A 19,693-nucleotide genomic window follows, 5' to 3' on the forward strand; every position below is an offset into this window, starting at 1 on the left:
GATCCCGGGGGTGGGCGGGGAGACGGCACCGCCGGGCCCTCCGACCTGGTGCTCGTCGGCATCCCGACCCGCGGCGCTCCGCTCGCCCGCCGGCTGGCCGCCCGCATCGAGGCCTTCACCGGCGTCGCGGTCGACGTCGGCACCGCCGACATCACGCTGTACCGCGACGACCTGCGGCTGCGCGGCGTCCGGGCGCTGGAGCCCACGGTCCTGCCCGACGGCGGGATCGACGACCGGCTCGTCGTCCTGGTCGACGACGTCCTGTTCTCCGGCCGGTCGGTGCGCGCGGCGCTGGACGCCCTGCGCGACCTGGGCCGCCCGCGCAGCGTCCAGCTGGCGGTGCTGGTCGACCGCGGGCACCGCGAGCTGCCGATCCGCGCCGACTTCGTCGGCAAGAACGTGCCGACGTCGCGGGCCCAGCAGGTGCGGGTGCACCTGACCGAGGTCGACGGGGTCGACGAGGTGCTCGTGACCGAGGAGGGCAACCGGTGAAGCGGCACCTGCTGGAGGCCGCCGACCTCGACCGGGACGACGCGACGCTGGTGCTCGACACCGCCGCGCAGATCGACCAGGCGCTGGCCGGCCGCGAGGTCAAGAAGCTGCCCACCCTGCGCGGCCGCACGGTGGTGAACCTCTTCTACGAGGACTCCACCCGCACGCGCATCTCCTTCGAGCTCGCCGCCAAGCGGTTGAGCGCCGACGTCATCAACTTCTCCGCGAAGGGCAGCAGCGTCTCCAAGGGCGAGAGTCTGAAGGACACCGCGCTGACCCTGGAGGCGATGGGTGCCGACGGCGTCGTCGTCCGGCACTCGGCCTCCGGGGCCCCGCACCGGCTGGCGCACTGGGTGCGCGGCAGCGTGGTCAACGCCGGCGACGGCACCCACGAGCACCCGACGCAGGCGCTGCTGGACGCCTACACGATCCGGCAGCGGCTGGGCCGGCTCGACGGGGTCCGCGTGACGATCGTCGGCGACGTCCTGCACAGCCGGGTGGCCCGCTCCAACGTCGGGCTGCTGCACACCCTGGGCGCCCAGGTGACGCTGGTCGCCCCACCGACCCTGCTGCCGGTGGGTGTGGGCAGCTGGCCGGCCGAGGTGGGCTACGACCTGGACGCGGCGCTGCCCAAGAGCGACGTGGTGATGATGCTGCGGGTGCAGGCGGAGCGGATGAACGCCTCGTTCTTCCCGAGCGCCCGCGAGTACAGCCGCCGCTACGGGCTGGACGCCCGGCGCATGGCCGCGCTGCCCGACGAGGCGATCGTCATGCACCCGGGCCCGATGAACCGCGGCATGGAGATCGCCGCCGAGGTGGCCGACTCCGTCCGCTCCACGATCGTCGAGCAGGTCGCCAACGGGGTCTCCACCCGCATGGCCGTGCTCTACCTGCTGCTCGGAGGCTCCCCCCAGTGACGACCTACCTCATCAAGGGCGCCCGCCCCCTCGGGGGCGCGCCCGCCGACATCCTGGTCACCGACGGCCGGATCGCCGCGATCGGCGACTCGCTGGACGCGACCGGCGCCGAGGTGGTGCAGGCCGCCGGCCTGGTCGCGCTGCCCGGCCTGGTCGACCTGCACACCCACCTGCGCGAGCCCGGCCGCGAGGACGCCGAGACCGTGGAGACCGGTAGCCGCGCCGCGGCGCTCGGCGGGTTCACCGCGGTGCACGCCATGGCCAACACCGACCCGGTCGCCGACACCGCCGGGGTGGTCGAGCAGGTGTGGCGGCTGGGTCAGGAGGCGGGTCTGGTCGACGTCGTCCCGGTCGGGGCGGTGACCGTCGGGCTGGCGGGCGAGCGGCTGGCCGAGCTCGGCGCGATGGCCGACTCCGCCGCCCGGGTGCGGGTGTTCTCCGACGACGGGCACTGCGTCGCCGACCCCGCGCTCATGCGGCGGGCGCTGGAGTACGTCAAGGCCTTCGACGGCGTGATCGCCCAGCACGCCGAGGAGCCGCGGCTCACCGCCGGCGCGCAGATGCACGAGGGCGACCGCTCCGCCCGGCTCGGGCTCACCGGCTGGCCGGCCGCCGCGGAGGAGGCGATCATCGCCCGCGACGTGCTGCTCGCCGAGCACGTCGGCGCGCGGCTGCACGTCTGCCACGTCTCGACGGCGGGCTCGGTGGAGATCCTGCGCTGGGCGAAGTCCCGCGGTGTCCGGGTGACCGCCGAGGTGACCCCGCACCACCTGCTGCTCACCGACGCCTGCGCGGAGTCCTACGACCCGGTGTTCAAGGTGAACCCGCCGCTCCGGACGGACGCCGACGTCGAGGCCCTGCGCGCCGGGCTGGCCGACGGCACGATCGACGCCGTCGGCACCGACCACGCCCCGCACGCGGTCGAGGACAAGGAGAGCGAGTGGGCCCAGGCCCGGCCCGGGATGCTCGGGCTGGAGCAGGCGCTCTCGGTCGTGATCGAGACGATGGTCGAGCCCGGCCGCCTGGACTGGGCCGGGGTCGCCGACCGCATGTCGGTCCGCCCCGCGCAGATCGGCCGCCTGGCCGACCACGGCCGCCCGATCGCCCCCGGCGAGCCCGCCAACCTGGTGCTCGTCGACCCGGCCGCCCGCGCGGCGGTCGACCCCGCGGCGCTGGCCAGCCGCAGCCGCAACAGCCCCTATGCCGGCCGGGAGCTCCCCGGCCGGGTGGTCGCGACGTTCCTGCGGGGGACCGCGACCGTCCTGGACGGAAAGGCAACACGGTGATCGACGCGACTTCCGGCGGCGAGATCGGCGATCTCGGCCCCATCAACGCGCGGACGGGGACGAGATCGGCGATCTCGTCCGAGGTGGCAGGCGGCCGGAGGGTGCAGCGGTGAGCGACGCGATCCTCGTGCTCGAGGACGGGCGCACGTTCCGGGGCGAGTCCTACGGCGCCACCGGGACGACGGTCGGGGAGGCGGTCTTCGCCACCGGGATGACCGGTTACCAGGAGACGCTCACCGACCCCAGCTACGCCGGCCAGATCGTGGCCATGACGGCGCCGCACATCGGCAACACCGGCGTCAACGGCGAGGACGACGAGAGCAGCCGGATGTGGGTCGCGGGCTTCGTCGTCCGCGACCCCGCGCGGCGCACGAGCAACTGGCGTGCCACGGGCGGCCTGGACGACGAGCTGGCGGCCCAGGGGGTCGTCGGCATCAGCGGCGTCGACACCCGCGCGCTGACCCGGCACCTGCGCGACCGGGGCGCGATGCGCGCCGGCATCAGCACCGAGCTGGACGCCGAGGCGCTGCTGGCCCGGGTGACCGCCGCCGCGAGCATGTCGGGTGCCGACCTGGCCCCCACGGTGAGCACGGGGGAGCCCTACGTCGTCCCTGCGGTGGGGGAGAAGCGGTTCACCATCGCCGCCCTGGACCTCGGCATCAAGACCGCCACCCCGCGCCACCTGGCCGCGCTCGGCGTCGAGACCCACGTGCTGCCCTCCACGGCCACCGCCGAGGAGCTGCTGGCCGCCGGGCCCGACGGGGTGTTCCTCTCCAACGGCCCCGGCGACCCGGCCGCGGCGGGCTACGCCGTCGAGGCGGTGCGCGGGGTGCTCGACGCCCGCCGGCCGCTGTTCGGCATCTGCTTCGGCAACCAGATCCTCGGCCGGGCGCTGGGCCTGGGCACCTACAAGCTGCGCTTCGGCCACCGCGGGCTGAACCAGCCGGTGCTCGACCGGGTCAGCGGCACGGTGCGGGTGACCAGCCACAACCACGGCTTCGCCGTCGACGCCCCGCTGGACCGGCCCACCGACACGCCGTACGGCCCGGTGGAGGTCAGCCACGTCGGCCTCAACGACGACGTCGTCGAGGGGCTGCGGCTGGTCGACGCCCCCGCGTTCAGCGTCCAGTTCCACCCGGAGTCGGCGGCCGGCCCGCACGACGCCGCCCCCCTGTTCCAGCGCTTCGTGGACCTGATGGAGACCGCCCGCCGCGGTGGCGACGCGGTCAGCCCGCCTCCCGTCGTGGAACGCAGCACCGGCGAGAAGGAGGCCTGACGTGCCCAGGCGCACCGACATCCAGCACGTGATGGTGATCGGCTCCGGGCCGATCCTCATCGGCCAGGCCGCCGAGTTCGACTACTCCGGCACCCAGGCCTGCCGCGTGCTCAAGGCCGAGGGGCTGCGGGTCAGCCTGGTCAACAGCAACCCGGCGACGATCATGACCGACCCGGAGATCGCCGACGCCACCTACGTGGAGCCGCTGACCCCGGAGTTCGTCGAGAAGGTGATCGCCAAGGAGCGCCCCGACGCGCTGCTGGCCACCCTCGGCGGGCAGACCGCGCTCAACATCGCGATCGGCCTGTACGAGAACGGCGTGCTGGAGAAGTACGGCGTGCAGCTCATCGGCGCCGACGTCGACGCGATCAACCGCGGCGAGGACCGGCAGATGTTCAAGGACATCGTCCGGTCCATCGGCGCCGACGCCCCGCGCTCGCGGGTCTGCGCGACGGTCGAGGAGGCGCTGGAGACCGCCGAGGAGGTCGGCTACCCGGTCGTCATCCGGCCCAGCTTCACCATGGGCGGCCTCGGCTCCGGGTTCGCCACCGACGAGGCGATGCTGCGGCGGATGGCCGCGCACGGGCTGGCCGACTCCCCGGTGCACACCGTGCTGATCGAGGAGTCGGTGCTCGGCTGGAAGGAGTACGAGCTCGAGCTGATGCGCGACCGCAGCGACAACGTCGTCGTCATCTGCTCCATCGAGAACATCGACGCGATGGGCGTGCACACCGGCGACTCGGTGACCGTGGCCCCGGCGATGACGCTCACCGACGTCGAGTACCAGCGGATGCGCGACGTCGGCATCGCCGTGCTGCGCGAGGTCGGGGTGGACACCGGCGGCTGCAACATCCAGTTCGCCGTCAACCCCGCCGACGGCCGGCTGGTCGTCATCGAGATGAACCCGCGGGTCTCGCGGAGCTCCGCGCTGGCGTCCAAGGCGACCGGCTTCCCGATCGCCAAGATCGCCGCGAAGCTCGCCATCGGCTACACCCTCGACGAGATCACCAACGACATCACCGGCGTCACCCCGGCGGCGTTCGAGCCGGCGCTGGACTACGTCGTCGTGAAGATCCCGCGCTTCGCGTTCGAGAAGTTCCCCGGCGCCGACCCCCGGCTGACCACGACGATGAAGAGCGTCGGCGAGGTCATGTCGATGGGCCGCAACTTCGCCGAGGCCCTGGGCAAGGCGATGCGCTCCACCGAGACGAAGGTGGCCGGGTTCTGGACCGGGGGTCCGGAGCCGCGGTCGGCCGAGGAGCTGCTCGAGGCGCTGCGGACCCCGGTCGACGGGCGGCTCTACACCGCCGAGGCGGCGCTGGCGGCGGGCGCGACCGTCGAGCAGGTGGCCGAGGCGAGCGGCTTCGACCCGTGGTTCGTCGACCAGATCGCCCTGGTCCGCGAGGTCGCCGAGGAGGTCCGTGCGACGCCGTCGCTCACCGCGGGGCTGCTCCGGCGGGCCAAGCGGCACGGGCTGTCCGACCGGCAGATCGCCGCGCTGCGCCCCGAGCTCGCCGGCGAGGACGGCGTCCGGTCGCTGCGCTGGCGGCTGGGCGTGCGGCCGGTCTACAAGACCGTCGACACCTGCGCCGCGGAGTTCGCCGCCCGCACCCCGTACCACTACTCCTCCTACGACGAGGAGACCGAGGTGCAGCCGCGGGAGAAGGAGGCGGTGCTCATCCTGGGCTCCGGCCCCAACCGGATCGGCCAGGGCATCGAGTTCGACTACTCCTGCGTGCACGCCGTCATGGCGCTGCAGGACGCCGGCTACGAGGCGGTGATGGTCAACTGCAACCCCGAGACCGTCTCCACCGACTACGACACCGCCGACCGGCTGTACTTCGAGCCGCTGACCTTCGAGGACGTCCTCGAGGTGGTCGAGGCCGAGCGCGCGGCCGGGCCGGTGGCCGGGGTGATCTGCACCCTGGGCGGGCAGACGCCGCTGGGCCTGGCGCAGCGGCTCAAGGACGCCGGCGTCCCGGTGCTGGGCACCTCCCCGGAGGCGATCGACGCCGCGGAGCACCGCGGCGCGTTCTCCCGCGTGCTGGCCGACACCGGTCTGCTGGCCCCCAAGCACGGCACGGCGACGACGTTCGCCGAGGCCCACGCGATCGCGACGGGGATCGGCTACCCGGTGCTCGTGCGCCCCTCCTACGTGCTCGGCGGGCGCGGCATGGAGATCGTCTACGACGACGCCACGCTGGAGGGCTACATCGCCAAGGCGACCGAGGTCAGCGACGACCACCCGGTGCTGGTCGACCGCTTCCTGGAGGACGCGGTCGAGATCGACGTCGACGCCCTCTACGACGGCACCGACCTGTACCTGGGCGGGGTCATGGAGCACATCGAGGAGGCCGGCATCCACTCCGGTGACTCCGCGTGCGCGCTGCCGCCGATCACCCTCGGGTCGGCCGACCTGCTCAAGATCCGGGCGGCGACGGGGAAGCTGGCCGCGCGGATCGGCGTCCGCGGGCTGATGAACGTCCAGTACGCGATCAAGGACGACATCCTCTACGTCATCGAGGCCAACCCGCGGGCCAGCCGCACGGTGCCCTTCGTCTCCAAGGCGACGGCGGTGCAGCTGGCGAAGGCGGCGGCGCGGATCGCCGTCGGCGAGTCGATCGCCTCGCTGCGGGCCGCGGGTGTCCTCCCGGCCACCGGCGACGGCACCGACCTGCCCGACCACGCGCCGATCGCGGTGAAGGAGGCGGTGCTGCCGTTCCACCGGTTCCGCACCGTCGAGGGCCACGGGGTCGACACCGTCCTCTCCCCGGAGATGAAGTCCACCGGCGAGGTGATGGGCCTGGACGCGCAGTTCGGCACGGCGTTCGCCAAGTCGCAGGCCGCCGCCTACGGCTCGCTGCCCACCGGGGGCACGGTCTTCGTGTCCCTGGCCAACCGGGACAAGCGCTCCGCGGTCTTCCCGATCAAGCGGCTCGCCGACCTGGGCTTCCGCCTGCTCGCGACCACGGGCACCGCCCAGGTGCTGCGGCGCCACGGCGTCGCCGCCGAGGTGGTCGGGAAGTTCAGCGAGGGCCCGGGCAACATCGTGGAGCTCATCCAGGCCGGCGAGGTGGACCTGGTCTTCAACACCCCGTTCGGCGCCCCGGGCAACAGCGGCCCGCGGCTGGACGGCTACGAGATCCGCACGGCCGCGGTCAGCGCCGGCATCCCGTGCATCACGACGGTGCAGGGCATGGCCGCCGCGGTCCAGGGCATCGAGGCGCTCCGCCACGGGGGCATCGGCGTGCGCAGCCTGCAGGAGGTGCACGCGGCGCTGGCCGGCGGCACGCACGGCGGCCCGAGCACCTTCGCGGGGACGCAGGCGTGACGACGTCGTCGCCCGGCGCGGTCGCCCGGCTGCGCGACGACGTCGTCGCCCGCGGGCTGGTCGAGGGGCTGCCCGCGGCGTTCGCGGCGGGGCTCACCCGGTTCGGGCGGCCCCCGCAGGCCGACCTCGACGCGCTGACCGGTGCGGCCACCGACCTGGCCGCCCGGCTGGCCACCGGCGCGGTCGGCGAGGACGACCTGCCGCTCCTCACCCGCGTGCTCTGCACCGCCCGCCGGGCCGACCTGCTGGCCGCGCACGGGCTGCCCACGCCCGCCTACGACGTGCTCGGCTCCTTCCGCGAGAACCTGGAGCGGCCGCTGGGCCCGCGGCTGCCCGAGCGGCCGACCGCGGGCGGGCGGCGCTGGCCGCTGCTCGGCCGCACGGTGGGGTTCCCCGTCGGGGTCTCCTCGTGCGTCCTCAACGGCAGCGCGGCGTGGGTGCGGCACAACGTGGCCAACGGCTGGAACGTGCTCACGTACAAGACCGTGCGCGGCCGCGCCCACCCGCCCAACGAGGCCCCGAACTGGACGGTCGCCCCGGCGCAGACGGCGAGCCTTCCCCCGGGAGCCGTCGCGGACGTCGTATCCGACCCCTGGGACTGGGTGCCGCCGGGCTCGCCGGCGGTGAGCAGCGTCAACTCCTTCGGCGTCCCGTCGCCCGAGCCGGAGGAGTGGATGGCCGACCTGGCGCGCGCCGTGGCCGCCGTCGGCGAGGAGCAGGTGCTGCTGGTGAGCGTCATGGGGGAGGGCGACGACCTGGCGGCTGACTTCGCCCGCACCGCGCTCCTGGCGCAGGAGGCCGGCGCGACGGTGGTCGAGCTGAACCTCTCCTGCCCCAACACCCTCGACCGGTCGGCGGCCGGGGTGAAGCCGCCGCTGTGCCTGGACGCCGACGCGACCGTCGCGGTCGTCGAGGCGGTGCGACGGCAGCTCGACGACCGCACGGGGCTGGTGGCCAAGCTCTCCTGGCTGGACGTCGACCGGCTGGCCGCGCTCGTCCCTCGGCTGGCCCCGCTGGTCGACGGGATCGCCGGCATCAACACCGTGCAGAGCCGGGTGCGCCGCAGCGACGGCACGCCCACCTTCCCGGGGCGCGAGCTGGCCGGGCTGTCCGGGATAGCCGTCCGCGAGCCGGCGCTGGACTTCACCCGCCGCCTGGTCGCCCTGCGCGCGTCGGGCGGGGCGCACTTCGACGTCCTGGCGATGGGCGGGGTGACCGACCCCGCCTCGTTCGAGGCGCTCTTCACCGCCGGGGCCGACGCCGTGCAGGCCGCCGCCGGCGCGTTCGCCGACCCCATGCTCGCGCGGCGCTGCGTCGACGCGCTCGGCGAGACCCTGCCCCGATCCGTGGAGGCCCCGTGAACGCACCCTTCGGTCAACGGCTCGCCGACGCCGTGGCCGCCCGGGGGCCGCTGTGCGTCGGCATCGACCCGCACGCCGCCCTGCTGGACGCCTGGGGGCTGCCCGACAGCGCCGAGGGGATAGCCGCGTTCACCGACGCCGTCATCGGCGCGCTGGCCGGGTCGGTCGCCGTCCTCAAACCGCAGATCGCCTTCTACGAGCGGTTCGGCTCCCGTGGCGTCGCCGTCCTGGAGGAGGGGGTGGCCCGGGCGCGGGCCGCCGGGGCGCTGGTGCTGCTGGACGCCAAGCGCGGCGACATCGGCTCGACCATGGCCGCCTACGCCGACCACCTGCGCGCCGACCACCCGCTGGCGGTGGACGCGATGACCGTCAACCCCTACCTGGGACCGGGCTCGCTGCAGCCGGCGGTCGACACCGCGCGGCAGCACGGCGGGGGGCTGTTCGTGCTGGCCCGCACCTCCAACCCCGACGCCGGGACGCTCCAGCACGCGCGCGCCGGCGAGCGGTCGGCCGCGCAGGTCGTCGTCGACACCGTGCGCGGGTGGAACACCCCGGGCTGGGTCGTGGGCGATCCGCTGCCCGACCCCGGTGCCGTGCGGGACCTGGCGACCGGGTTCGGGCCCACCACCGGCTCGTTCGGGGTGGTGGTCGGGGCGACGCTGCGGGAGCTGGACGTCGACCTGGCCGGTCTGGGCGGTCCGGTGCTGGCACCCGGCCTCGGTGCGCAGGGCGGCACGGTGCGCGACCTGCGCCGGCTGTTCGGCGTCCGCGCCGCGGTCGTGCCCACGGTGTCCCGGGACGTGCTCGGCGCGGGCCCGGACCCGGCCGCGCTGCGGGCCGCCGCCGAGCGCTGGGCGGAGGCGCTGGCGGCCTGAGCGGGAACCGCTGCCGGGCGTGTCGTCCCGTCGGCGTGTCGCGGCGCCTCGGACCAGGTGCGCGGGCAACCGACCCGGCGAGACCCGACCGTCCGGTTAGCGCATCCGACCTGGGCTGATCACGGAGAGTCACCGAAAGGGCGGCGATCGTGCGGACCCGGGGTGCCGGGGCCGTGCCGCGGGTCGCCGCGTCCGCGCGGACCTGCGGATTTGCCCTGAACTCCCAGGGCGGACAGGCTCGCAGCCGGGGACGCGGTGCGTCCCCGGAAACCGAACGACCGCCGGTCGCACATCGGCCGACGACGACACGATTGGGTTGCACGATGCCCCTGCCTGAACTGTCCCCGGAACAGCGGGCCGCCGCCCTCGAGAAGGCGGCCGCGGCCCGCAAGGCGCGCGCCGAGCTGCGCGAGCGACTCAAGAGCAAGGGCGCCACCGTCGGCGACGTCCTCAAGCAGGGCGAGACCGATGAAGTGATCGGCAAGATGCGGGTCTCCGCGGTCCTGGAATCCCTGCCCGGTGTGGGCAAGGCGCGGGCTGCGAAGATCATGGAGCGCCTGGAGATCTCCCCCACGCGACGCGTGCGGGGGCTGGGCGCCAACCAGCGGCGGGCGCTGGAGGCCGAGTTCGGCGGCGACACGATCGACGCCGACCAGGTCCCCGCCGACGGCTCCGTCTGAGGGGGTCGTCGGCAACCGCCGACGACCCCGGGCGAGGACGACGAGTGGCAGCAGCGACACCGGCACGGCTGACCGTGCTCTCCGGACCCTCCGGGGTCGGCAAGGGCACCGTGGTCGCCGAGGTCCGGCGGCGGCACCCCGAGGTCTGGGTGTCGGTGTCGGCCACCACTCGTCGTCCCCGGCCCGGCGAGGTCGACGGCGTGCACTACCACTTCGTCTCCGCCGCCGAGTTCGACCGGCTGATCGCCACCGACGGGCTCCTGGAGTGGGCGGAGTACGCGGGCAACCGCTACGGCACCCCGCTCGCGCCGGTGCAGGCGCAACTCGCCAGCGGCCGGCCGGCGCTGCTGGAGATCGAGCTCCAGGGCGCCCGGCAGGTCCGGGCCCGCGCCCCCGAGGCGCAGCTGGTCTTCCTCGCCCCGCCGTCGTGGGCCGAGCTGGTGAGCCGGCTGGCCGGGCGGGGGTCGGAGCCGGCCGCCGTCCAGGAGCGCCGGCTGGCGATCGCGCAGGCCGAGCTGGACTCCTCCGGCGAGTTCGACGTGGTGGTGGTCAACGACGACGTCGCCCGCGCCGCGGACGAGTTGGTAGGCTTGCTGACTGCGCCCTCGCCCGGACCCCTTCCGGGCACCGGCGCCCACGAGTGAGCCCGCCGGTCCGCCGGCCGCCCGCTCCCACGAAAACGATCGAGGAGACCCGTCCGACCGTGTCCGGAGTCGCACCCGCCCCCGAGGGCATCACCAACCCGCCGATCGACGAGCTGCTCGAGCGCACCAGCAGCAAGTACGGCCTGGTGATCTTCGCCGCCAAGCGCGCGCGCCAGATCAACGCCTACTACAGCCAGCTCTCCGAGGGCCTGCTGGAGTACGTCGGCCCGCTGGTCGACACCGCGCCCCAGGAGAAGCCGCTGTCGATCGCGCTCCGCGAGATCAACGAGGGCCTCCTGGCGCACACCGCCGGCGAGAACTGAGACAGGACCCCCTCGCCCCCCACCGCTCGCTCTACTCGCGGCGGGCCCCTGCGAGGGGGCCGTTCCATCCCTTTCTGGTGACGCCCCCGGCCCGCGCCGGGGGCGTCGTCGTGCCTGCGGCAGGATGAGCGCATGAGCCGGATCGTGCTGGGTGTCAGCGGGGGAGTGGCCGCCTACAAGGCCGCGCTGCTGCTGCGGGCCCTCACCGAGGCGGGGCACGACGTCCGCGTCGTCCCCACGCCCGGGGCGCTGCACTTCGTCGGGGCGGCGACCTTCGAGGCCCTCTCCGGCAACCCCGTCACCACCGACGTGTGGTCCGACGTCCCCGAGGTCGCCCACGTGCGCATCGGGCAGACCGCCGACCTCGTCGTCGTCGCGCCGGCCACCGCCGACCTGCTGGCGCGGGCCGCGGCGGGCCGGGCCGACGACCTGCTCACCGCCACCCTGCTCACCGCGCACTGCCCGGTCGTCTTCGTGCCGGCCATGCACACCGAGATGTGGCTGCACCCCGCGACGCAGGACAACGTGGCGACGCTGCGCCGCCGGGGCTCGATCGTCCTCCCGCCCGCCGTCGGCCGGCTCACCGGGCCCGACTCCGGCCCCGGCCGGCTGCCCGAGCCCGCCGACGTCGCCGCCCTGGCCGCCGTCGTCCTCGAGGGCGGCGCCGCCGCGCTGCCCCGCGACCTCGCCGGCCGGACGGTGGTCATCAGCGCCGGCGGCACCCGCGAGCCGCTGGACCCGGTCCGCTACCTCGGCAACCGCTCCTCGGGCCGGCAGGGCTGGGCGCTGGCCCGCGTGGCCGCCGCCCGCGGCGCCGAGGTGGTCCTGGTCGCGGCCAACGTGGAGGCCCCCGCCCCCTTCGGGGTCCGGGTCGTGCCCGTGGAGACCGCCGAGCAGCTGCGGACGGCGGTGCTGACCGAGGCCCAGGCCGCCGACGTGGTGGTCATGAGCGCGGCGGTGGCCGACTTCCGCCCGGCCGGCGTCGCCGCGACCAAGCTGAAGAAGGGTTCGGCCGCGGAGCCCAGCGCGGTGGAGCTGGTCCGCAACCCCGACGTGCTCGCCGAGCTCGTCGGCGAGCGGCGGCCCGGTCAGCTCGTCGTCGGTTTCGCCGCCGAGACCGGGGACGCCGACGGCGACGTGCTCACCCACGCCCGGGCCAAGCTCGCCCGGAAGGGCTGCGACCTCCTCGTGGTCAACGACGTCTCGGCCGGCCAGGTGTTCGGCCGGCCGGACAACGCCGTCGTCGTGCTCGCCGCCGACGGCGCGGTCACCGAGGTCCCGCGGGGCAGCAAGGACGCCGTCGCCGCCGGGATCTGGACCGCCGTCGCCGCGCGGCTGGGCGGGCCCGGCGAGGCCTGACGGAGCCGTCGTGCCCGCCGCGGGGGTGCGCCGGTAACGTTCCTCCCCGGTGCTCCGCACCGAACGTCCGTCGAGCCGCCGTCGCTCCGCCCCCACCCGCCCACCGTCCCAGGGAGTCACCGAGTGCCACGCCGCCTCTTCACGTCCGAGTCGGTGACCGAGGGCCACCCGGACAAGATCGCCGACCAGATCAGCGACTCGATCCTGGACGCGATGCTCGCCCAGGACCCGCGCAGCCGCGTCGCCGTCGAGACGCTCATCACCACCGGCCAGGTGCACATCGCCGGCGAGGTCACCACGGCCGGGTACGTCGACATCCCGGCGATCGTCCGCGAGACGGTGCTCCGGATCGGCTACGACTCCTCGCGCAAGGGTTTCGACGGTGCCTCCTGCGGCGTCAGCGTGTCCATCGGGGCCCAGTCGCCCGACATCGCCCAGGGCGTGGACGTCGGGTACGAGTCGCGGACGCAGGCCCAGGTCCGCGACCAGGAGCAGGCCGTCGAGGATGCGATCGAGCGCCAGGGCGCCGGCGACCAGGGCCTGATGTTCGGGTACGCGACCGACGAGACCCCCGAGCTGATGCCGCTGCCGATCGCGCTGGCCCACCGGCTGTCCCGCCGGCTCTCCGCGGTGCGCAAGGACGGCTCGGTGCCCTACCTGCGGCCCGACGGCAAGACCCAGGTCACCGTCGTCTACGAGGACGACCGCCCGGTGGCCGTCGACACGGTCGTCGTCTCCTCGCAGCACGCCGAGGACATCTCCATCGAGACGCTGCTCACCCCCGACATCGAGGAGCTCGTCGTCGAGCCGGAGCTGGCCGCGCTCGGCCTGCCCACCAAGGGGCACCGGCTGCTCGTGAACCCGACCGGCAAGTTCGTCATCGGCGGCCCGATGGGCGACGCCGGGCTCACCGGCCGGAAGATCATCGTCGACACCTACGGCGGCATGGCGCGCCACGGCGGCGGTGCCTTCTCCGGCAAGGACCCGTCGAAGGTCGACCGCTCGGGCGCGTACGCGATGCGCTGGGTCGCCAAGAACGTGGTGGCCGCGGGCCTGGCCCGCCGCTGCGAGGTGCAGGTGGCCTACGCCATCGGCGCCGCGCACCCGGTCGGGCTGTTCGTCGACACGCAGGGCACCGGCGCGGTCGCCGACGAGGTGCTGGAGAAGGCGATCACCTCGGTGTTCGACCTGCGGCCGGGCGCCATCGTCCGCGACCTGGACCTGCTCCGCCCGATCTACGGCCCCACCGCCGCCTACGGCCACTTCGGCCGCGCGGACCTCGACCTGCCCTGGGAGCGGCTGGACCGGGTCGAGGCGCTGAAGGCCGCGGTCGCCTGAACCGAAGGACCCCGCCGACCCCCGGAGCCGGGGAGTTGTCGGTGTGAGCACGGAGACTGGTCCGGTGCAGGTCGCCCGGGTCGTCGTCGACGTGCCCCTGGCGCACCTGGACCGGCCGTTCGACTACGCCGTCCCGGAGAAGTACGCCGGCACGGTGCAGGCCGGGTGCCGGGTGCGGGTCCGGTTCCACGGCCGGCTCGTCGACGGCGTGGTCTGGGAGCTGGCGGAGAGCACCGACTTCGCCGGCCGGCTGCAGCCGCTCTCGCACGTGCCCTCCGGCGAACCGGTGCTCACCCCGCAGGTCGCGCGGCTGGTCCGGGCCGTGGCGGACCGCTACGCGGGGACGGCGAGCGACGTGCTGCGGCTGGCCCTGCCGCCGCGCCGGGGCGCCGCCGAGAAGCGGGAGTCGCCGACCCCCGCGGCCCTGCCCGAGCCGCCGGACCCCGCCGGGTTCGCCCGCTACCAGGCCGGGCCGTCGCTCCTGTCCGCCCTGGCCGAAGGGCGGCCGGCGCGCGCGGTCTGGACGGCGCTGCCCGGTGAGGAGTGGCCCACCCGGCTCGTCGAGCTGTGCCGCGCGGCGCTCGCGGGGCGGCGCGGGTCGCTGGTGGTGGTCCCCGACGGCCGGGACCTCGACCGGCTGGCCGCGGCGGCGCAGCGCCTGCTGCCCGAGCACTCCTTCACCGTGCTGCGGGCCGACGACTCGCCCGAGAAGCGCTACCGGCGGTTCCTCGCCGCCTCGCGCGGCGCCGCGCAGGTGGTGCTGGGCACCCGGGCGGCGATGTTCGCGCCGGTCCGGGACCTCGGCCTGGTGGTCGTCTGGGACGACGGCGACGACCTGCACTCCGAGGAGCGGGCGCCCTACCCGCACGCCCGCGACGTGCTGGTCCAGCGCGCCTGGCTCGACTCCTGCGCCGCGGTGGTCGCGGGCACGTCGCGCACCGCCGAGGCCGCGCTGCTCGTGGAGTCCGGCTGGGCCAACGAGCTGGTCGCCGACCGCCCGGCGCTGCGCGCCGCGGCCCCGCGGGTGCAGGCGCTGGGCGACGACTTCGAGCTGGCCCGCGACCCGGCGGCGCGCACCGCGCGCCTGCCCTCGCTGGCCTACGAGACGGCCCGCCGCGCGCTGGCCGCGGGGGCACCGGTGCTCGTGCAGGTGCCCCGGCGCGGCTACGTCCCGTCGCTGGCGTGCGCCCGCTGCCGGGCGCCGGCCCGGTGCGCGCACTGCGCGGGCCCGCTGGGCATATCGCCGCGACCAGGTCCCGGGGGGACCCGCATCCCGGCCTGCCGCTGGTGCGCCCGGCCGGCGGCCACCTTCGACTGCCCGCACTGCCACGCGACGAAGCTGCGGGCCGCGGTGGTGGGGGAGTCGCGCACCGCTGAGGAGCTCGCGCGCGCCTTCCCGGGCACGACCGTGCGCACCTCCGGCAGCACGTCCGGGGTCCTCGCCACCGTGCCGGCGGGGCCGGCGCTGGTCGTCGCCACGCCGGGGGCGGAGCCGGTGGCCGACGGCGGTTACGGCGCCGCGCTGCTGCTGGACTCCTGGGCGCTGCTGGGCCGGGCCGACCTGCGGGCGGGGGAGGAGACGCTGCGGCGGTGGACGACCGCCGCGGCGCTCGTGCGACCGGCCTCGGCCGGCGGGCAGGTGGTCGTGGCCGCCGACGCCGCCCACCCGGTGGTGCAGGCCCTGGTGCGCTGGGACCCGGCCTGGCTGGCCGAGCGGGAGCTCGCCGACCGCCGGGAGCTGGGGTTCCCGCCGGTGACGCGCATGGCATCGCTGGTGGGGTCGCCGTCCGCGCTGGCGGAGTTCCTGGCCACCGCACGGCTGCCCGACGGCGCCGACCTGCTGGGGCCGGTGCCGGAGCGGCCGCGGCCGGGGCAGGAGGGGGAGCGCGAGCGGTACCTGGTGCGGGTGCCGCGGACCGAGGGCGCCGCCCTGGCGCACGCGCTCGCCGAGGTGCAGGGCGTGCGGAGCGCGAAGAAGGTGCCCGAGCACGTGCGCGTGCAGCTGGACCCGCTCGACCTGGTGTAGGCGTCGCCGCTGCGGTGGTGGTCTCCCGGTGCTGCTGCCCCCGGCCGGTCGCGCTCTGCCCCGTCTGCGTGGGCAGGGCGCGACCACGCGCGGGAGAGCCCGGAGGCCCGCACCGCTGCGCCGGGCGCCGGCGAGCTGCGACGATGCGGGGCGTGCGGACGATCGGGCTGCTGGGCGGGATGAGCTGGGAGAGCAGTGCGCTGTACTACCGGCTGCTCAACGAGGCGGTGCGCGACCGGCTCGGCGGGTTCCACTCGGCGCGCTGCATCCTCCTCTCGGTGGACTTCGCCGGCGTCCAGCGGCTGCAGGCGGCCGGCGAGTGGGCCGCCGCGGGGGAGCTGCTGGCGGCCGACGCGCGTGCGCTGCAGGACGCCGGCGCGGACCTGGTGCTGCTGTGCACCAACACGATGCACACCGTCGCCGATGCGGTGACCGGCGCGATCGACGTCCCGTTCCTGCACATCGGCGACACCACCGCCGAGGCGATCACCGCGGCCGGCCTCACCCGCGTCGGGCTGCTCGGCACCGGCTACACGATGGCGCAGCCCTTCCTGGTCGACCGGCTCGCGGCCGCCGGGCTGGAGGTCCTCGTGCCGGAGCAGCCCGACCGCGACCTGGTGCACCGGGTGATCTACGACGAGCTGGTGCTCGGCGTCGTCCGCGAGGAGTCGCGGCGGACCTACCAGGAGGTGGTCGGCCGGCTGGTGGCCCGCGGCGCGCAGGGGGTGGTGCTCGGCTGCACCGAGATCGAGCTGCTGATCGGGCCGGACGACGTCCCCGTCCCGACCTTCCCCACGACGGCGCTGCACGCCGCCGCCGTCCGGGCCGCGCTGGGAGAAGGACCCCGCTGCCCCCCACCGCTCGCGAGCTCAGGGCGGGACCCTGCAGCGGGCCGCTCCAGCACCTCAGCAGCGCCGCCTACGATCGACCGGTGAGCGTCACCCCCATCCGGCTGTTCGGCGACCCGGTGCTGCACCGGCCCGCGGCCCCCGTCGTCGACTTCGACGCCGAGCTCCGGCGGCTCGTCGACGACCTCACCGACACCATGCGGGCCGCTGGTGGCGCGGGTCTGGCCGCGCCGCAGATCGGCGTCGGGCTGCGGGTCTTCACCTGGTACGTCGACGGCGAGGTCGGCCACCTGGTCAACCCCGACGTCGCCCCGGTGGGGGAGGAGGTGCAGGACGGCCCCGAGGGCTGCCTGTCCATCCCCGCCCTGCGCTACGACTGCCGGCGCCACCAGCACGTGGTCGCCACCGGCTGGAACGTGCACGGCGACCCGGTGCGGGTCGAGGGTTCCGAGCTGCTGGCCCGCGCGATCCAGCACGAGACCGACCACCTCGACGGCGTGCTGTTCGTCGAGCGGCTCGCCGACGCCGACCGCGCCGCCGCGCTCGCCGAGATCCGGGCCGCCGAGTGGAACGGCCACGGCAGCTACCTCCCCGTCGTGAAGGTGAGCCCGCACTGAAGCTCCTGTTCGCCGGCACGCCGGCGCCCGCCGTCCCGTCCCTGGAGGCGCTGCTCGCCTCCGACCACGAGGTCGTCGCCGTCCTCACCCGGCCGGACGCCCGCTCCGGGCGCGGCCGGAAGGTCAGCCGCTCCCCGGTCGCGGAGCGGGCCGACGCGGCCGGCCTCCCGGTGCTCCAGCCGCGTTCGCCCCGCGAGCCCGAGTTCCTCGAGCAGCTCGCGGCCCTCGGCGTCGACTGCGTGCCCGTGGTGGCCTACGGCGCGCTGGTGCCCCAGGCGGCGCTGGACGTGCCGCCGCGCGGCTGGGTGAACCTGCACTTCTCGCTGCTGCCCGCGTGGCGGGGGGCAGCGCCGGTGCAGCACGCGATCATGGCCGGCGACGAGGTGACCGGGGCGTCGACCTTCCTCCTGGAGGCGGGCCTGGACACCGGGCCGGTCTACGGCACCCTGACCGAGGCCATCCGGCCGCGGGACACCGCCGGCGACCTGCTCGAGCGGCTGGCCGTCAGCGGAGCGCAGCTGCTGCTGGCCACCCTGGACGGCATCGCCGCCGGTGCGCTGGAGCCGCAGCCGCAGCCGGCCGAGGGCGTCAGCCTCGCCCCGAAGGTGGAGACGGCGGACGCCCGGGTCGACTGGACGCTGCCCGCCCACGTGGTGGACCGGCGGATCCGCGGCGTCTCCCCGGCCCCGGGCGCGTGGACGACGTGGCGGGGGGAGCGGATGCGCCTCGGCCCGGCCGTGCCCGTCCCCGGGGGCCCGCCCCTGGCGCCCGGTGAGCTGCACGTCGACGGGGACGTGCTCGTGGGCACCGGCCACGGCGCGGTGCGGCTGGACCAGGTGCAGCCCGCGGGCAAGCGGATGCTGCCGGCGGCGGACTGGGCCCGCGGGGCGCGTCCCGCCACGGGCGAGCGGCTGGGCGGCGGGTGACCCGCCCGCCCGAGCGCCAGGGAGGCGCCCCCCGCCGCGGCGGCCGCCCGCGCCCGGCTCCCCGGCGGCGCCCGCTGGACGGGGCCCGCCTGACCGCGTACGACGTCCTCGACGGCGTGTCCTCGCGCGACGCCTACGCCAACCTGCTCCTCCCGCAGCTGCTGCGCGAGCGCGACCTCGAGCCCCGCGACGCCGCCTTCGCCACCCAGCTCGCGTACGGCGCGCTGCGCGCCCAGGGCACCCTCGACGCGATCCTGACCGGGCTGGTGTCCCGCCCGCTGACCGAGCTGGACCCGCGGGTGCTGGACCTGCTCCGGCTGGGCGCCTACCAGATCGTCGACCTGCGGGTGCCCTCCCACGCGGCCGTGGACACCACCGTCGCCCTGACCCGCGCCATCGTCGGCACCGGTGCCTCCGGTCTGGTCAACGCCGTGCTGCGCAAGGTCGCCGCGGGCGGCGACCGGGCCGCGTGGCTGGCCGCGCTGGGGGCCGGGGGCGACGAGCGGCTCGCGCTGGCCACCGACCACCCGCGCTGGATCGTCGAGGCCTGGCGCGACGCACTGGGTGGCGACGACGAGCTGGAGCCGGCGCTGCTGGCCGACGACGCGGCCCCCGAGGTGCACCTGGTCGCCCGGCGCATGGAGCGCGCCGCGCTGGCCGAGGAGTCCGGCGGTTCGCCGGGCCCGTGGTCGCCGTACGCCGTCCGGCTCGGCGGGGGGGACCCGGGCCGTCTCGCGGCGGTGCGCTCGGGGCGGGCGGCGGTGCAGGACGAGGGGAGCCAGCTCGCCGCCCTGCTGCTCGCTCGCGCACCGCTCGAGGGGCCCGACGAGGCGTGGCTGGACGTGTGCGCCGGCCCCGGCGGGAAGGCCGGGCTGCTCGCCGCGCTCCGGCCCGGCGGCGTCCGGCTCACCGCCGCCGACCGCGCGCCGCACCGGGCCGAGCTGGTCCGCCGCGCACTGGCCGGGGAGGCCGACGTCGAGGTGCTGGCCGCCGACGGCCGGGAGCCGCCGTGGGCGCCGGGCTCCTTCGACCGGGTGCTGCTGGACGCCCCGTGCACGGGGCTGGGCGCGTTGCGCCGCCGTCCGGAGGTGCGCTGGCGGCGGACCCCCGAGGACGTCCCGGCGCTCGTCGAGCTGCAGACCGAGCTGCTCGCCGCCGCGCTGGCCTCGGTGCGCCCCGGCGGGGTGCTGGCCTACGTGACGTGCTCACCGCACACGGAGGAGACGGTGGCCGTCGTCGGCACCGCCGCCGCCCGGGACGACGTCGAGGTGCTGCCGGTGGCCCCGCTGTTCCCGGAGGTGCCGGGCATCGCGCGCGGGGACTTCGGGCAGCTGTGGCCGCACCGGCACGGCACCGACGCGATGTTCATGGCGCTGCTCCGCCGGACCCGCTGA

17 protein-coding genes are annotated in these 19,693 nt (G+C 75.8%); all 17 read left to right on the top strand.

The window, feature by feature from the left end; all coding sequences use genetic code 11:
- Nucleotides 1-492: bifunctional pyr operon transcriptional regulator/uracil phosphoribosyltransferase PyrR (gene pyrR / locus E9565_RS03445; RefSeq protein WP_236834068.1), on the top strand; the 492-nt coding region annotated here is incomplete at its 5' end.
- Nucleotides 489-1,409, top strand: a complete 921-nt coding sequence (locus E9565_RS03450; protein WP_236826874.1) for an aspartate carbamoyltransferase catalytic subunit — start codon at nucleotides 489-491, stop codon at nucleotides 1,407-1,409. The genes pyrR and E9565_RS03450, both read left to right, overlap by 4 nt.
- Nucleotides 1,406-2,695: a dihydroorotase gene (locus E9565_RS03455; protein ID WP_236834069.1), complete on the top strand. Its 1,290-nt coding sequence runs from the start codon at nucleotides 1,406-1,408 to the stop codon at nucleotides 2,693-2,695. The genes E9565_RS03450 and E9565_RS03455 overlap by 4 nt, the downstream gene beginning before the upstream one ends.
- A 109-nt stretch (nucleotides 2,696-2,804) precedes the next feature.
- Nucleotides 2,805-3,971 (top strand): glutamine-hydrolyzing carbamoyl-phosphate synthase small subunit, encoded by a 1,167-nt coding sequence (carA, locus tag E9565_RS03460; protein WP_236826872.1) that lies wholly within the window; start codon nucleotides 2,805-2,807, stop codon nucleotides 3,969-3,971.
- A 1-nt stretch (nucleotide 3,972) separates the two neighbouring features.
- Nucleotides 3,973-7,302: a carbamoyl-phosphate synthase large subunit gene (gene carB, locus E9565_RS03465; protein WP_236834070.1), complete on the top strand. Its 3,330-nt coding sequence runs from the start codon at nucleotides 3,973-3,975 to the stop codon at nucleotides 7,300-7,302.
- Nucleotides 7,299-8,663 carry a dihydroorotate oxidase gene (locus tag E9565_RS03470; RefSeq protein WP_236826870.1) on the top strand — a complete coding sequence of 455 codons (1,365 nt, stop codon included), beginning with the start codon at nucleotides 7,299-7,301 and terminating at the stop codon, nucleotides 8,661-8,663. Before carB ends, E9565_RS03470 begins: the two co-directional genes overlap by 4 nt.
- Nucleotides 8,660-9,538 (top strand): orotidine-5'-phosphate decarboxylase, encoded by an 879-nt coding sequence (gene pyrF, locus E9565_RS03475; RefSeq protein WP_236826869.1) that lies wholly within the window; start codon nucleotides 8,660-8,662, stop codon nucleotides 9,536-9,538. Before E9565_RS03470 ends, pyrF begins: the two co-directional genes overlap by 4 nt.
- Nucleotides 9,539-9,861: 323 nt before the next feature.
- Nucleotides 9,862-10,218: an integration host factor, actinobacterial type gene (gene mihF, locus E9565_RS03480; RefSeq protein WP_236826868.1), complete on the top strand. Its 357-nt coding sequence runs from the start codon at nucleotides 9,862-9,864 to the stop codon at nucleotides 10,216-10,218.
- Nucleotides 10,219-10,262: 44 nt separating this feature from the next.
- Nucleotides 10,263-10,862, top strand: a complete 600-nt coding sequence (gmk, locus tag E9565_RS03485; RefSeq protein ID WP_236826867.1) for a guanylate kinase — start codon at nucleotides 10,263-10,265, stop codon at nucleotides 10,860-10,862.
- A gap of 59 nt (nucleotides 10,863-10,921) precedes the next feature.
- A complete protein-coding gene (rpoZ, locus tag E9565_RS03490) occupies nucleotides 10,922-11,185 on the top strand; it encodes a DNA-directed RNA polymerase subunit omega (RefSeq protein WP_014376157.1) in 264 nt (87 codons plus the stop codon).
- Nucleotides 11,186-11,317: 132 nt separating this feature from the next.
- Nucleotides 11,318-12,544, top strand: coding sequence for a bifunctional phosphopantothenoylcysteine decarboxylase/phosphopantothenate--cysteine ligase CoaBC (coaBC, locus tag E9565_RS03495; protein ID WP_236834071.1), 1,227 nt, complete (start codon nucleotides 11,318-11,320; stop codon nucleotides 12,542-12,544).
- 123 nt (nucleotides 12,545-12,667) lie between these two features.
- Entirely contained in the window at nucleotides 12,668-13,882 is a 1,215-nt protein-coding gene (gene metK, locus E9565_RS03500) for a methionine adenosyltransferase (RefSeq protein ID WP_236826865.1), read from the top strand.
- Nucleotides 13,883-13,925: 43 nt separating this feature from the next.
- Nucleotides 13,926-15,908 carry a primosomal protein N' gene (locus tag E9565_RS03505; RefSeq protein WP_236834072.1) on the top strand — a complete coding sequence of 661 codons (1,983 nt, stop codon included), beginning with the start codon at nucleotides 13,926-13,928 and terminating at the stop codon, nucleotides 15,906-15,908.
- Between the two features lie 152 nt (nucleotides 15,909-16,060).
- A complete protein-coding gene (locus E9565_RS03510; RefSeq protein ID WP_236834073.1) occupies nucleotides 16,061-16,843 on the top strand; it encodes an aspartate/glutamate racemase family protein in 783 nt (260 codons plus the stop codon).
- A complete protein-coding gene (gene def / locus E9565_RS03515; protein WP_236834074.1) occupies nucleotides 16,840-17,373 on the top strand; it encodes a peptide deformylase in 534 nt (177 codons plus the stop codon). Before E9565_RS03510 ends, def begins: the two co-directional genes overlap by 4 nt.
- Nucleotides 17,322-18,299 (top strand): methionyl-tRNA formyltransferase, encoded by a 978-nt coding sequence (gene fmt / locus E9565_RS03520; protein WP_236834075.1) that lies wholly within the window; start codon nucleotides 17,322-17,324, stop codon nucleotides 18,297-18,299. The genes def and fmt overlap by 52 nt, the downstream gene beginning before the upstream one ends.
- Nucleotides 18,296-19,693 (top strand): RsmB/NOP family class I SAM-dependent RNA methyltransferase, encoded by a 1,398-nt coding sequence (locus E9565_RS03525; RefSeq protein WP_236834076.1) that lies wholly within the window; start codon nucleotides 18,296-18,298, stop codon nucleotides 19,691-19,693. The genes fmt and E9565_RS03525 overlap by 4 nt, the downstream gene beginning before the upstream one ends.

Source organism: Blastococcus sp. KM273129 (genome assembly GCF_021698995.1).
In the GTDB taxonomy this organism is placed as follows: domain Bacteria; phylum Actinomycetota; class Actinomycetes; order Mycobacteriales; family Geodermatophilaceae; genus Blastococcus.